Here is a 13,763-nt window from a genome sequence, read left to right on the forward strand (position 1 = left end):
GTCCCCGACCGGCCGCCCACGCTCGCGCACGTCGCGCAGCTCGCCGGCGTGTCGCCGGCGACCGCGTCCCGCGTGCTCAACGGCTCCGCCCGGGTCAGCAGGACGGCCCGCCTCCAGGTCGAGGCCGCCGTCGAGCGGCTCGGCTACGTCCGGCGCCGGGCCGCCTCCCCCGACCGGGAGTCGTCCGGCACGATCGCCGCCGTCGTCTGCGAGGACGGCTGCCGCGTCCTCGGCGACCCGTTCTTCGCGCGCCTGCTGTGGGGCGTGCGGCGGGAGCTGGACGGCCGCGCGCCGCTCGTCGTCCTGATGGCCGGCCGGGCGGAGGAGTGGCGGGCGACGACCGGCTACCTGCGCGGCGGGCGGGCGGAGGGCGTGCTCCTCGTCGGCGCCCGCCGCGACCAGGTCGCCCCGCTCGTGCAGGCCGCCGCCGGCGCCCCCGTGGTGCTGGCCGGGCGCCCGCTCGACGAGGTGGCGCTGCCGTACGTCGACGTCGACAACCGGGGCGGCGCGCACGCCGCCGTCCGGCACCTGCTCGCCTCCGGCCGCCGCCGCATCGGCACCATCGCCGGGCCCGCCGACATGGGCGCCGCCGTCGACCGGCTCGCCGGCTACCGGCTCGCGGCGCGGGAGGCCGGGATGGGCGTCAACGGGCTCGTCTGCCAGGGCGACTTCGGCCGGCTGTCCGGCGAGCGGGCGATGCGCCGGCTGCTGGAGCGCCGGCCGGACGTCGACGCCGTCCTCGCCGCGTCCGACCAGATGGCGGTCGGCGCCCTGAACGCGTTGCGCCGGGCGGGCCGCCGGGTGCCGGACGACGTCGCGGTCGTCGGCTTCGACGACGCCCCGGTGGCCCGGCAGGTGCGGCCCCGGCTGACGACCGTCCGGCAGCCCGCCGAGGACCTCGGCGCCCGGCTGGCCCGCGAGCTGCGCGCCTGCACCGGCGGCCGGCCGAACACCGAGCGCGGCGTCGTGCTGCGCACCAAGTTGATCATCCGGGAGTCGGGCTGACGGCCCCGGGCTGACGCGGGTCCAGTCCCGCACCCCCTGCGAACACCGCCGCCGGGCTCCGCCGGTGGTGGAGCCCGCCATGCCCGGACACCGGGCGCGAACGAAGGGAACGACGGTGAGAAGACGTCAACGATGGCGCGCGGCCACGGCCGCGGGCGCGACGCTGACCCTGCTCTGCGGCGGCCTGGGCGTGATGGCTCCGGCGCACGCCGCGGCGGCGGCCTGCAAGGTCGTCTACAAGAAGACCGACTGGGGCAGCGGTTTCACCGCGAGCATCGACATCACCAACCAGGGCGACGCGCTGGACGGCTGGAAGCTGGCCTACTCCTACGCGGGGAACCAGAAGCTGAGCAGCGGCTGGTCGGGCAAGTGGTCGCAGTCGGGCCAGCAGGTCACGGTCGAGAACGAGAACTGGAACCGGACGCTGGCCGGCGGAACGTCGGTGAGCGTCGGCGGCCAGTTCACCTACAGCGGGACCAACGCCGACCCGACGGCGTTCAGCCTTAACGGCACGCCCTGCAACCAGAGCACGTCCGCGCCGACGGTGGCGCTGACGAGCCCGTCCGCAGGCACGACGTACTCGGTGGGCGCGGCGGTTCCGCTGGCGGCCACCGCGACCGCCGGGTCGGGCGCGTCGGTGTCCAAGGTCGAGTTCTTCGACCAGGACGGCTCGCTCGGCGCCGCCGACACCAGCGCTCCCTACGGCCTGGACTGGACGCCTTCGGCGGCCGGCAACTACTCGATCTACGCCAAGGTGACCGACAGCACCGGCGCGACGGCCGAGTCCGCACCGGTCGGGGTCACGGTGGCGGCGGGGGCGACCGTCGTGGCGAGCCCGGCGACGCTGACCGTCGCGCAGGGCGCCAAGGCCACCTACGCGGTGAAGCTGTCGGAGGCGCCGTCCTCCAACGTCACCGTGACGACGGCCCGCACCGCGGGCAACAGCGGCCTGTCCGTGACCGGCGGCGGGACGCTCACCTTCACCCCGCAGAACTGGTCCACCGGGCAGAACGTGACGATCACCGCGGACGGCTCCGGGACGGGCCAGGCGACGTTCACCTCGACCGCGTCCGGCTACGCGGTGGCCAAGGTGACCGCGACCGAGGTGGCGACCTCGGGCGACACCTACACGCAGCGGTTCCTCGACCAGTACAACAAGATCAAGGACCCGGCGAACGGCTATTTCAGCCCCGAGGGCATCCCGTACCACTCGGTCGAGACGTTCATGGTCGAGGCGCCCGACCACGGGCACGAGACGACGTCCGAGGCCTACAGCTACCTCATCTGGCTGGAGGCCATGTACGGCAAGGTCACGCAGAACTGGGCCCCCTTCAACGCCTCCTGGGCGCTGATGGAGAAGTACATGATCCCGACGCACGCTGACCAGCCGACCAACTCCTTCTACAACGCCTCCAAGCCCGCCACCTACGCCGCCGAGCACCCGCTGCCGAGCGACTACCCGTCGCAGATCGACGGCAGCGTCCCGGTCGGCCAGGACCCGATCGCGAGCGAGCTGAAGTCCGCGTACGGCACCGACGACATCTACGGAATGCACTGGCTGCAGGACGTGGACAACGTCTACGGCTACGGCAACACGCCGGGCGGCGGCTGCGAGGACGGCCCTGACGCCGACGGCCCGTCCTACATCAACACCTACCAGCGCGGCTCGCAGGAGTCGGTGTTCGAGACCGTCCCGCAGCCGACGTGCGACAAGTTCGCCTTCGGCGGACCCAACGGCTACCTCGACCTGTTCATCGGCGACTCGTCCTACGCCGAGCAGTGGAAGTTCACCGACGCCCCCGACGCCGACGCGCGCGCCATCCAGGCCGCGTACTGGGCGAACATCTGGGCGCAGGACCAGGGCCAGGCCGGCGACGTCTCGGCCACCGTGGCCAAGGCCGGCAAGATGGGCGACTACCTGCGGTACTCGTTCTTCGACAAGTACTTCAAGAAGATCGGCGACTGCCACTCCACGTCCTGCCCCGCCGGGTCGGGCAAGGACAGCGAGCACTACCTGCTGTCCTGGTACTACGCCTGGGGCGGCGCGACGGACACGAGCGCGGGCTGGGCCTGGCGCATCGGCGACGGCGCCTCGCACTTCGGCTACCAGAACCCCCTGGCCGCCTACGCGCTGGTGAACGACGCCGCGCTCGCCCCCAAGGGCGCGACGGCCAAGGCCGACTGGGGCAAGAGCCTCACCCGGCAGCTCCAGCTGTACAAGTGGCTGCAGTCCGCGGAAGGCGCGATCGCGGGCGGCGTCACCAACAGCTGGGAGGGCAGCTACAGCACGCCGCCGACCGGCCTGACCGAGTTCTTCGGCATGGCCTACGACTGGCAGCCCGTCTACCACGACCCGCCGTCCAACCAGTGGTTCGGGTTCCAAGCCTGGTCGATGGAGCGCGTGGCCGAGTACTACCAGGTCACCGGCGACGCGTCCGCGAAGGCGATCCTCGACAAGTGGGTCTCCTGGGCGCTGGCGAACACGACGGTCGACCCGTCCACGGGCGACATGCAGATCCCGTCGACCCTCAAGTGGACCGGACAGCCGGATGCCAACTGGTCCTCGGCCAGCGGCATGCCGGCCGCCAACACCGACCTGCACGTCTCCGTGCAGGACTACACCAACGATGTCGGCGTGGCCGCCGCGTACGCCAAGACCCTGTCGTACTACGCCGCCGAGTCCGGCGACGCCGACGCCAAGCAGATGGCCCAGGACCTGCTCGACGCCATCTGGAAGCACAGCGACACCAAGGGCGTCTCGGTGCCGGAGACCAAATCCGACTACAAGCGCGTCACGGACCCGGTCTACGTCCCGTCCGGCTGGTCCGGGGACATGCCGAACGGCGACCCCATCGACTCCGGCTCGACGTTCATGTCCATCCGCTCCTTCTACAAGAGCGACCCCGACTACCAGCGCGTCATGGCCTACGCCAACGGCAGCAGCTCGACCGCACCGGTCTTCAACTACCACCGGTTCTGGGCCCAGGCAGACGTAGCCCTAGCCATGGCCGACTACGGCCGCCTCTTCAACGAGTGACCCGGAAGGAGTCCGCAGCCTGACCTGCGGCGGCCCGTGGCGGAGCAGTCCGCCACGGGTCGCTCGCGTATGCGAACATATGTTCGTGTCCGGTAGTGCTTCGATCCTGCATGCCGACCTGGACGCGTTCTACGCGTCGGTCGAGCAGCGGGACGATCCCGCGCTGCGGGGGCGGCCGGTGATCGTGGGCGGGGGAGTGGTGCTGGCCGCCAGCTACGAGGCCAAGGCGCACGGCGTGCGGACGGCGATGAGCGGCGGGCAGGCGCGCCGGCTGTGCCCGCGGGCGATCATCGTCCCACCGCGCATGGACGCCTACAGCGCGGCGAGCAAGGCGGTGTTCGCCGTCTTCCGGGCGACGACACCGCTGGTGGAGGGCCTGTCGATCGACGAGGCGTTCCTCGACGCGGACGGGCTGCGCCGGTCGCCCGCGGGCGTCGCCGCCCGGCTGCGGCGGGAGATCGCCGAGGAGGTCGGGCTGCCGATCACCGTCGGCGTCGCCCGCACCAAGTTCCTCGCGAAGGTCGCCAGCGGCGTCGCCAAGCCCGACGGGCTCCTGGTGGTGCCGCCGGACGGGGAGCTGGAGTTCCTGCGCCCGCTGCCGGTGCGGCGGCTCTGGGGCGTCGGGCCCGCCACCGCCGAGAAGCTCGCCAGGTTCGGCGTGAGCACGGTCGGGGACGTGGCGGACATGCCCGAGTCCACGCTCGTGTCGGTGCTCGGCCCGGGTGCGGGCCGCCATCTGCACGCGCTGGCGCTCAACCGCGACCCGCGCCCGGTGCGGACGGGGGTGCGCCGCCGGTCCATCGGCTCGCAGCGCGCGCTCGGACGCCGCCGCCGGACGCCCGGGGAACTGGACGCCATGCTCGTCGGCATCGTCGACCGGCTCGGCGGGCGGCTGCGCAAGGCCCGGCGCGTGTGCCGGACGATCACGCTCCGGCTGCGGTTCGGCGACTACGCGCGGGCCACGCGCTCGCACACGCTGCCGCAGGCGACCGCCGAGACACCCGTCATCCTGGCGGCGGCGCGCGGGCTGCTCGCCGCCGCCGCGCCGATGATCGAGGAGCGGGGGCTGACCCTGATCGGCGTCTCGCTGGGCAACCTGCACGACGACCGGGCCGTCCAGCTGGCGCTGCCGTTCGACCAGAGCCTGGCCGTGGACGAGGCGATGGACGGGGTCCGCGGCCGGTTCGGGTCGTCCGCGATCACCCGCGCGGTGCTGCTGGGCCGCGACCAGGGCGTCCAAGTCCCGACGCTGCCCGACTAGCCGAGCCGGATCCTGCGGGTCACCAGCGCGGCCATCAGGCGGCCCGCGGCCGGGAGTTCGAGCGGCAGCAGCGAAGGGGACGGGTGGACGCGGCGGCGCTCGCCGCGTTCGATCGCGCGGACGATGGCGCGTGCGGCGGACTCGGGGGAGACGGGCGGCGGAGTCCGCGCGGGCTTGCCGTGCCAGGGGAGAAGGTCGATGTCGCGGGCGGCGGTGTCGGTGGCGCCCGGGACGTACTCCATGACGGTGGTCCCGGTTCCGCGCAGCTCATTGCGGAGCGTGCGGGTCGCATGCGCGAGCGCCGCCTTGGACGCGCCGTAGTAGCCCAGCGTCGGGACGGGCAGCGATTGCAGGGTCGAGGTGACGTTGACGACCGTGCCTCCGCGCAGGGTGGGCAGCAGTGCCCGCGTCAGTGCGATCGGTGACCAGAAGTTGGTCTCGAAGAGCGCGCGGGCGGCGTCGTCGTCACCCACTTCGCGCTGCGTGCCGACCAGGCCGACGCCCGCGTTGTTGATCAGGATGCGGACGGTGCCGAGCGAGTCGAGGGCCTGCCCGGCCAGGTCGGCGGCGGCGCCGGGACGCGACAGGTCGGCCTCGATCACGTGCGGCCGCACCGGGCCGGGCGCGGCGTCCGCGACCTCTACAAGGGCGTCCTTCCGGCGGGCCGCGATGGCCAGGCGGGCTCCGCGGCCGGCGAGCGCGAGGGCCAGGGCGCGGCCGATCCCGCTCGATGCGCCCGTCAGCAGGATCGGTGCCCCGTCCAGGTTCACGCGTGTCACGTGCCCTCCAAATTGACTGATTATCAATCAATTTGAGACGCTAGTCTCCGGCCAGGACGGACGTCAACCGAGGAGAGAGCCGATGGTCAGGCCCGACCGCCGCGCGATGCTGATCGAGGCCGCCGCGGAGCTGTTCACCGAGCGCGCCTTCGACGAGGTCACCACAACGGAGATCGCCAAGCGCGCCGGAGTCGCGTACGGGCTGATCGCGCACCATTTCGGCAACAAGCGCGGCCTCTACCTCGCGACCCTGCGCGCCGCCGCCGACCGGCTCCGGGCCGTGCACGAGGTCGTCCCGCGGGGGGATACGCCGGGCGCGCAGCTCCGCGACGCGCTCGACCGGCACATCGCGTTCATGGAGGCCAACGCGGCCGGTTTCCTGGCGGTGACGCGCGGCGGCAACGGGTCCGATCCCGAGGTGCGCGGGATCGTGGAGGACCTGCGCTGGCAGGGGGCCAGGCGGCTGCTGGACGCCCTGGGCGCGGCGGCCCCGGTCCGGCCGGTGCTGCGCACGACGATGCGCGGCTGGGTCGGGTACCTGGACGAGATCGTCATCGACCACCTCCGGCACCGGGACGTCCCGCGCGAGCGCCTGGTGTCGCTGGCCGCCGCCACCCTCGCCGCCGCGCTCCGCGCCGCTGCCGCCGAGGACCCGGAGACGGGCCTCGGATCGGCGGTCCTCGACCTGCTGGACGGTGAGGACGGTGCCCAGCCCGCGGGCGCCGACCCGCACGGCCGATTCGGCGCCCGGGGCACGCGGGCCCCGGCGTGAGCACCGCGCCCTCCATGAGACGATCGTCTCCCGGGATCGAGTGGAGTTCGCGATGGCTGATGAGAGGTGGTCTCCCGCCGAGGTCGATCTGGTGACGCCCAACACGGCCCGGATCTACGACTACCTGCTCGGCGGCAAGGACAACTACACCGCCGACCGGGAGGTGGCCGAGGAGCTCCTCGACGTCATCCCCGAGGCGCGGATGGCCGCGCTGGAGAACCACGCCTTCATCGGGCGCGCGGTCCGCTTCCTCGCCCGGGAGGGCGTCCGCCAGTTCATCGACGTCGGCTGCAAGCTGCCCGCGCGCGGCAACGTCCACGAGGTCGCCGCCGAAGTCGCGCCCGACGCCGCGGTCGTGTTCGCCGACGGCGACCCGGTCGTCCTCGCGCACGCCCGCGCGCTGCTCGCGCGGACGTCGCGCACCGCCGTCGTCCAGTGCGACCCGAAGCGGCCCGAGACCCTCGCCGCGGACCCGCGGGTGCAGGCCCTCATCGACTTCGAGCGGCCGGTGGCGGTCATCCTCGACCGCGTCCTGCACTTCGTCCACGACACCGCCGAGGCGGCCGCCGCCGTCCGCGGCCTGCACGCGGTCCTGGCGCCGGGAAGCCACCTGGTGTTCACGCACATCACCCAGGACCCCGAGCCCCAGTCGGGCGGCGACGTCGGCACCGTGTTCAAGCCGACCACCGCGCATTTCTGGGGCCGCAGCCGCGCCGGCGTCCACGAGATAGTCTCCTGCTTCGACCTCGTGGAGCCGGGCCTGGTCTTCACCTCGCAGTGGCGGCCCGACCTGTCCGCCGCGAGGGTCGCGCACCCCGAGCGCACCTTCACCCTCGCGGGCGTCGGCCGGCGCTGACCGGAGCGCCCGGTCCGGGGAACCACGGACCGGGCGCCCGTGTGTCCCCGGTGGCCGGACGTGGCCGGATGGACCAGCATCGAAAGGATGGTCGTGGTGATTTCCGCACCGCGGAGGCGCAGGTCGCCGCCGTGGTTCGGGGCGGAGACGAGGCGCGCCCTCGCCGCCGGCCTGGCGGTGGCGGGACTGGCGCTCCTCGCGGGCTGGCCGTACTGGCGGGGCCACCCGGCCGCCGCCGCGATCACGCTGGCGAGCTGCGCCGCGATCGCCGTGGTGGGCGTGCTGCTCGCGACCGGGGGGCGCACCCGCCGCACCGGGCTGCTGTTCGCGGCCGCGTCGGTCTGCTGGGCGGCCAACTGGGCGGCGAGCTGGGACGCGACCCTCGGGCCGATCATGTCGCCGTACGCTCAGGCCACCTTCTACCTCGCGCTGGCCGTGGGCGTCCTGCTGTACCCGGGCGGGCGCCTTGAGTACCTGGCCGACCGGATCTGGACGGTGCTGGCGTGCGTGGTGCTCTGGGGCTGCCCGACGGCGCTGTGGGTCACCTCCGAGCCGGAGTGGGCGGCGTTCCGCGGCGATTCGGTGTGGTGGCCGGCGCCGTTCCCCGACCTGGAGGTCTTCCGGACCGTCCTGAAGGTCTCCGGCGGCCTCTACGTCTTCCTCGCCGTGTCGCTCGCCGTCGTGCTGCTGCTCCGGCTGCCGCGGATGGGCCGGATGCGGCGGCTGCTCATCCTGCCGGTGACCCTCGCGATCGGGTTCGTCGGCATCTCCGCCGCGCTCACCCAGAAGCCGGTCATGACGACGTCGATCCCGCTGGACGACCTGCTCCACGTGTACGTGGTGCAGGGCGCCGTCGTCGTCATCGTCCCGCTCACCCTGCTGGCGTCCGGGCTGCGTGTCCGCATCGCCGAGCTGACCGTCGCCGGGCGGATGCTGCGGCTGACCGCGCCGGTGTCGGTCGAGCGGGTCCGCGACGCGCTGCGCGACGTCCTGCACGACCCGACGCTGGAGCTGTGGTTCTGGGCGCCGATGGAGGAGACCTACGTCGACACCGCCGGGCTTCCCGTCACCCTCGACCTGGCGGACGACGGCACAGGGGAGCGGGACGGGGACCGCCGGCGGCATCGCGTGCGCAGCGCCGCCGGGGGCCCGCTCGCCGTCGTCGAACTCGGCGGCGCGCTCCGCGACCACGGGTCCCTCGTCGAGGCGGCGCTCGTGGCGGGCGGCCGGGCGCTGGAGACCGCCCGGCTGCAGGCGAGCGTCCAGGCGGGCCTGGAGCAGGTCAGGGCCGCCTACCGGCGGCTCGTCCGCGCCGAGACCGTCGAGCGCGAGCGCCTCGCCCGCGACCTGCACGACGGCGCGCAGCAGCGGCTGCTGGCGCTCGGCGCGATGCTCGGCACGCTGGAGGCCGTCACCGGCGACCCGGCGGTCAGGGAGCACGCCCGCAACTGCCGCGGCGAGCTGATGGAGGCGCTCGCCGAGCTGCGGGCGCTCGCCCGCGAGGTGCAGCCGGCGCTGCTCGTCCAGGACGGGCTCGGGCCGGCGCTGGAGGTCGTCGCCGAGCGGCTCGGTACCCGCGTCGCGCTCGACGTCACGCCCCGCCGGTTCTCCCGCGAGATCGAGTCCACCCTTTACTCGGCGCTCTGCGAGGCCCTGTCGTACGCTGTCGACCGCGCGCGTGCGACCCAGGTGTCGGTGCGGGTCGGCGAGAAGGACGGGCGGCTGGTCGCGGAGGTCGGGCTCGACGGCGCCGCCCCCGCCGCCCCGGCCGCCGACCTGGCCGGGCTGACCGGCCGGATCAGGGCGCTGCGCGGCGAGGTGGAAGTCGATGGCGGCCCCGGCACGGGCACGACGGTGAGGATGGACCTTCCATGCGAGTAGCGGTGGCGGAGGACAGCGGGATCTTCCGGCAGGCGCTGGTCACCCTGCTCACCACGGTCGGCATCGAGGTCGTGGTGTCGGCGGGGTCGGGCGAGGAGCTGCTGGCCCTCATCGCCGAGGACCCGCCGGACGTGGCGATCGTCGACCTGCACATGCCGCCGACGTTCACCAACGAGGGCGTCGTCGCGGCCCGCCGGCTGCTGGCGCGCCACCCCGGCCTCGGAGTGCTCGTCCTGTCCGCGTTCAACGAGACGCCGCAGGCGATGGAGCTGTTCCGCGACCAGCCGCGCGGCGTCGGCTACCTGCTGAAGGACCACGTCACCGATGTGGACAACCTGCGTTCGGCGCTGGAGCGGGTGCGCAGCGGCGAGGTCGTCATCGACCCGGACGTGGTGACCCGGCTGGTCGAGGCGCGGCACCGCGAGCAGGAGCTGGCCCGGCTGTCCGGCCGCGAGCGGGAGGTGCTGGAGCTGATGGCGGAGGGGCACTCCAACGCGGGGATCGGCAAGCGGCTGCACCTGTCCGCGCGGACCGTCGAGGACCACGTGCGGGCCATCTTCACCAAGCTCAAGATCACCTCGCCGGGCGGGCCGCCCGGCCCCCAGGACAGCAACAAGCGCGTGCTCGCCGTCCTCACCTGGCTGCGGGCCGCGGAGACGCGCTGACCGGATCCGGTCGGGCGCATCAATCGGGTAACGGCCCCTCGCGCTTCCCGCGCGCCGTGCGGAAAACTGACCGCGCGTGCCGGGTCGCGCCGAGTGACCCGGTGGTGGCCCCCGCACGCCACCGGGACACGCCGCGGGCCCGGTCCGGGCCCCGCCAGGGCCGTGTCCGGCACGGTTTCATGCTCCCGGTGCGGCACTCCGCGCACATCCGGGAAAACCCCAGTCCCGGACGGTGGTTTCCCGGGACGACACGGAAGGGAGCGCGGTGAGGCCCGTCCCCCGGTGGCCGCCGCTGTGGCTCGGCGCGCGGGTCCGGCGCGCCCTGGCGGCGGGCGCCTCGGTCGCCGCGGCGACGCTGGCCTCCGGCTGGCCCCACTGGCGGGGGCATCCCGCGGAGGCCGCGGTCACGCTGGCCTGCTGCGGCGGGTTCGCCGTCGCGGGCGGCCTGTTCGCCGCCGGGCGGCTCGGCCGCCGGACCGGACGGTGGTTCGTCCTCGCCGCCGCGGCGTGGGCGGTCACCTGGGCCGCGGCGTGGAACACCGGAGCCGCGCCGCTCGTGTCGGTGTTCGCCCAGTCGGTGTTCTTCCTCGCGATCGGTGTCGGCGTCCTGTCGTACCCGGGCGGGCGGCTGCAGGGCGCCGCGGCCCGGCTGTGGACCGCCGCCGCCGTCATGATCATGGTCGGCGGGCAGGCGCTGCTGTGCGTCTGCTCCCGGCCCGGCTGGAACGGCTTCGCCGGCTCGGTGACCTGGCCCGCGATCCACCCCGACCACGAGGTGTTCGACTGCGTCCAGCGCGCGGTGACGGCCGCGATGGCGGCGCTGGCCGGCGCCTTCGTGATCATCCTGGTGGCGCGGCTGCCCCGGACCGGACGGCTCGACCGCGCGCTCGCCGTCCCCGTCGCGGCCGCCGTGACGATCGGCGTCACCGGCGCCCTGGCCGTCCAGGGCACGCTCCTCGGCACCGGCCTCGACCTGGACGACGTGCTGGAGGTCTACCTCATCCAGGGCGTCTTCGCCACGGGGCTGCCATTGGCGTTCCTCGCCACCGCCCTGCGCACCCGGTTCGCCGAGCTGACCGTCGCCGAGCGGATGCACCGCCTGCTCACCGCGCCCGTCTCCGTGGCGACGGTCCGCGACGCGCTGCGCACCGTCCTGCGCGACGACACCCTCGACCTGTGGATGTGGGCGGACGGCGGGTACGTCGACATGGCCGGCCGCAGCGCCGGCGGCGACGTCCCGGGGCGCTGGCGGCACGAGGTCCGGACGTCGGGCGGCGAGCCCCTCGCCACCGTCGACGTCGCCGTCGCGCTCCGCGACCACGAGCCGCTCGTCGAGGCGGCGCTGATCGCGGGCGGCCGCGCGCTGGAGACCGTCCGGCTGCAGGCCGCCGCCCAGGCGACCCTCGAACGGGCCCGCGACGCGCGGGAGCGCCTGGTGCGGGTGCAGGCCGCGGAGCGCGAGCGGCTGGCGGCCGACCTGAAGCGCAGCGCCCAGCAGCGGCTCCGCACCCTGGAGGAGATGCTCGCGGGCTTAGCGGAGGCGACCGCTGACGCGGCGGCCCGCGAGCAGGCCCGGACCTGCCGCCGCGAGCTGGCCGAGGCGGTCGCCGAACTGGACGACCTCGCCCGCGGCGTGCACCCGGCGATCCTCGCCGACTCCGGGCTGGCCCCGGCGATCGAACTGGTCGCCGCACGCACCGGCGTGCCCGTCCGCCTGGACCTGCCGGCCGGGCGCTTCCCGCCGGAGATCGAGTCGACCCTCTACTTCGCGCTCTGCGAGGCCCTCACCAACGCCGTCAAGCACGCGCGGGCCGCCTCGATCGGGCTGACCGTCCGCCCCGGCCCGGCCGAGATCGTCGCCGAGGTCGGCGACGACGGAATCGGCGGCGCGTCCGCGACCCCCCGCGGCGGCCTGGCCGGCCTGACCGACCGCGTCCGCGCCCTCCGCGGCCAGGTCACCGTGACCAGCCCACCCGGCGAAGGCACCACGGTGCGCATCGTGCTTCCCGTGCCCTGAGGCCGCCGGCGCGGTCACGCGGGGGAGGGGCGCACGATGGGGACGAGGTAGCGGCGGGCGAAGTCGCGGGCGCCCGCGTCGTCGAGGGGGATGTGGCCCTCGGGGGTGAGGACGAGGGAGTGGGTGAGGCGGACGAGGATCTCGGCGACCAGCTCCGGGTCGACGCCGGCCGGGGCGGCGCCGTGGCGCTGCGCGGTGCGCAGCCGGCCGGCGAGGTAGCCGCGGGCGGCGGCCAGCAGCGGCCCGGCCTTGACCGTGGAGTGCGGGAGGATCAGCTCGGGTTCGACGACCATGAGGCGGGTCATCAGCCGCTGCTCCCGGCTGATCCGCAGCGTGACGGCGAACCCCTCGACGAGGCGCTCCTCCAGGGTGGGGAGCGCGGCGACGGCCTCGTCCAGCTCGGCGAAGAACCGCCGCGCCTCCCGCAGCAGGACACCGGTGACGAGGTCGCCCTTGGTGGGGAAGCGCCGGTAGATCGTGGCGCGGCCGAGGTCGGCCTCGCGCGCGACGTCGTCCATGGTGGTGCGGCGCGGCCCGTAGGTCTCGAAGCACCGCAGCGCGGCGTCCAGGATCCGGTCGGCCTGCGGCTCGTTCTCCGGGACGCCGGTGAGCAGGTTCCGCAGGAGTTCGTCGCCGTCGCTCGTCATCTCGCGGCCGACTCTAGCCGGTGCGCGCCTTGCGGGCCGACCGCATGGCGCGGTAGGCGACGGGGGAGTAGCGCAGCGGGGGCGGCGTTACCGCGTCGGCGAGCCGCAGCCCGCGCGCGAAGACCTCGAAGCGGCGCCGCTCGGACGCCGTCCAGCGCAGCCCGAACCGCTCGCGCAGGACGGGCGGGAGCGCGGCGAGGCCCGTCGCTCGCAGCAGCCGCGTCGGCGGGAGCGCGAGCCCCGTCCAGGCGGCCCTCGGCAGCGGCCAGTTCGGCGGCGGCGGCAGCGGCGTGCGGTCGAGCCGGATGAGCAGGTCGACGGTCTCGTTGCGTTCGAGCCGGTCCTCGACCATGCCGTCGAAGTAGGCGCGGAAGGCGGCCGGGCCGTCCGGCAGGTGGCGCTCGGTGACGCCGAGGGCGAGCGCGAGGTCGCGCCACTCCTGGAAGAGGGCGGCCTCCTTCACCGGCCCGAGCGGGCGGCCGAACAGCCGCTGCGTCTGCACCATGCCGTGGTAGAGCGTCGCGTGGACCCACAGGTAGGCCTCGGGGTTCAGCGCGTGGTAGCGGCGCCCCTCGGCGTCGACGCCCTTGATGTCCTTGTGGATCTCGCGGAGCCGGGCGGCCTCCGTCCGGCCGCGGTCCTCGCCCCGGTAGCCGAGGAAGTCGAACGTCGACTCCAAGGTGCGCAGCAGCCGTCCCCAGCGGTCGGTGAGGAACTCCGAGTGGTCGGCGACGCCCGCGCCGACCACGGGATGGGCGACCTGCAGGAGCAGCGTCGACCTGCTGGTGAACACGCCGCGCCAGTCGCCCGCGTACCGCCAGGTCAGCGAGGACGGTCCGGGAA

11 protein-coding genes are annotated in these 13,763 nt (G+C 74.4%); 8 read left to right on the forward strand and 3 right to left on the reverse strand.

The window, feature by feature from the left end; all coding sequences use genetic code 11:
- The 3 genes from E1293_RS34955 to dinB form a co-directional block, all read left to right on the forward strand.
- The coding region (locus E1293_RS34955; protein WP_207939270.1) for a LacI family DNA-binding transcriptional regulator at nucleotides 1-1,005 on the forward strand (1,005 nt) is incomplete at its 5' end.
- 115 nt (nucleotides 1,006-1,120) lie between these two features.
- Complete coding sequence (locus E1293_RS34960; protein WP_243716983.1) at nucleotides 1,121-4,042, forward strand: glycoside hydrolase family 48 protein; 2,922 nt, start codon at nucleotides 1,121-1,123, stop codon at nucleotides 4,040-4,042.
- An 85-nt stretch (nucleotides 4,043-4,127) separates the two neighbouring features.
- Complete coding sequence (gene dinB / locus E1293_RS34965) at nucleotides 4,128-5,303, forward strand: DNA polymerase IV (protein WP_243716990.1); 1,176 nt, start codon at nucleotides 4,128-4,130, stop codon at nucleotides 5,301-5,303.
- Here the strand turns inward: dinB and E1293_RS34970 are convergent.
- Nucleotides 5,300-6,082 (reverse strand): SDR family NAD(P)-dependent oxidoreductase, encoded by a 783-nt coding sequence (locus E1293_RS34970; protein WP_165978535.1) that lies wholly within the window; start codon nucleotides 6,080-6,082, stop codon nucleotides 5,300-5,302. The genes dinB and E1293_RS34970 overlap by 4 nt on opposite strands.
- 82 nt (nucleotides 6,083-6,164) lie before the next feature.
- Here E1293_RS34970 and E1293_RS34975 point away from each other — a divergent pair, with 82 nt between their 5' ends.
- The 5 genes from E1293_RS34975 to E1293_RS34995 all read left to right on the forward strand — a co-directional run bounded on the left by E1293_RS34975 (nucleotide 6,165) and on the right by E1293_RS34995 (nucleotide 12,273).
- Nucleotides 6,165-6,854 (forward strand): TetR/AcrR family transcriptional regulator, encoded by a 690-nt coding sequence (locus tag E1293_RS34975; RefSeq protein WP_132202339.1) that lies wholly within the window; start codon nucleotides 6,165-6,167, stop codon nucleotides 6,852-6,854.
- 52 nt (nucleotides 6,855-6,906) lie between these two features.
- Nucleotides 6,907-7,710 carry an SAM-dependent methyltransferase gene (locus E1293_RS34980; RefSeq protein ID WP_132202341.1) on the forward strand — a complete coding sequence of 268 codons (804 nt, stop codon included), beginning with the start codon at nucleotides 6,907-6,909 and terminating at the stop codon, nucleotides 7,708-7,710.
- A gap of 96 nt (nucleotides 7,711-7,806) precedes the next feature.
- Entirely contained in the window at nucleotides 7,807-9,591 is a 1,785-nt protein-coding gene (locus tag E1293_RS34985) for a sensor histidine kinase (protein WP_132202343.1), read from the forward strand.
- Nucleotides 9,582-10,256, forward strand: coding sequence for a response regulator transcription factor (locus E1293_RS34990; protein ID WP_132202345.1), 675 nt, complete (start codon nucleotides 9,582-9,584; stop codon nucleotides 10,254-10,256). The genes E1293_RS34985 and E1293_RS34990 overlap by 10 nt, the downstream gene beginning before the upstream one ends.
- 265 nt (nucleotides 10,257-10,521) lie before the next feature.
- Nucleotides 10,522-12,273 (forward strand): ATP-binding protein, encoded by a 1,752-nt coding sequence (locus tag E1293_RS34995; protein WP_132202347.1) that lies wholly within the window; start codon nucleotides 10,522-10,524, stop codon nucleotides 12,271-12,273.
- Between the two features lie 14 nt (nucleotides 12,274-12,287).
- Here the strand turns inward: E1293_RS34995 and E1293_RS35000 are convergent, their stop codons facing one another.
- Both E1293_RS35000 and E1293_RS35005 read right to left on the reverse strand, forming a co-directional pair.
- Entirely contained in the window at nucleotides 12,288-12,920 is a 633-nt protein-coding gene (locus E1293_RS35000) for a TetR/AcrR family transcriptional regulator (RefSeq protein WP_132202349.1), read from the reverse strand.
- Nucleotides 12,921-12,933: 13 nt separating this feature from the next.
- A partial coding sequence (locus tag E1293_RS35005; protein ID WP_132202351.1) for an oxygenase MpaB family protein occupies nucleotides 12,934-13,763 on the reverse strand: 830 nt, incomplete at its 5' end.

It is taken from the genome of Actinomadura darangshiensis, assembly GCF_004349235.1.
GTDB classification, from domain to species: Bacteria; Actinomycetota; Actinomycetes; order Streptosporangiales; family Streptosporangiaceae; genus Spirillospora; species Spirillospora darangshiensis.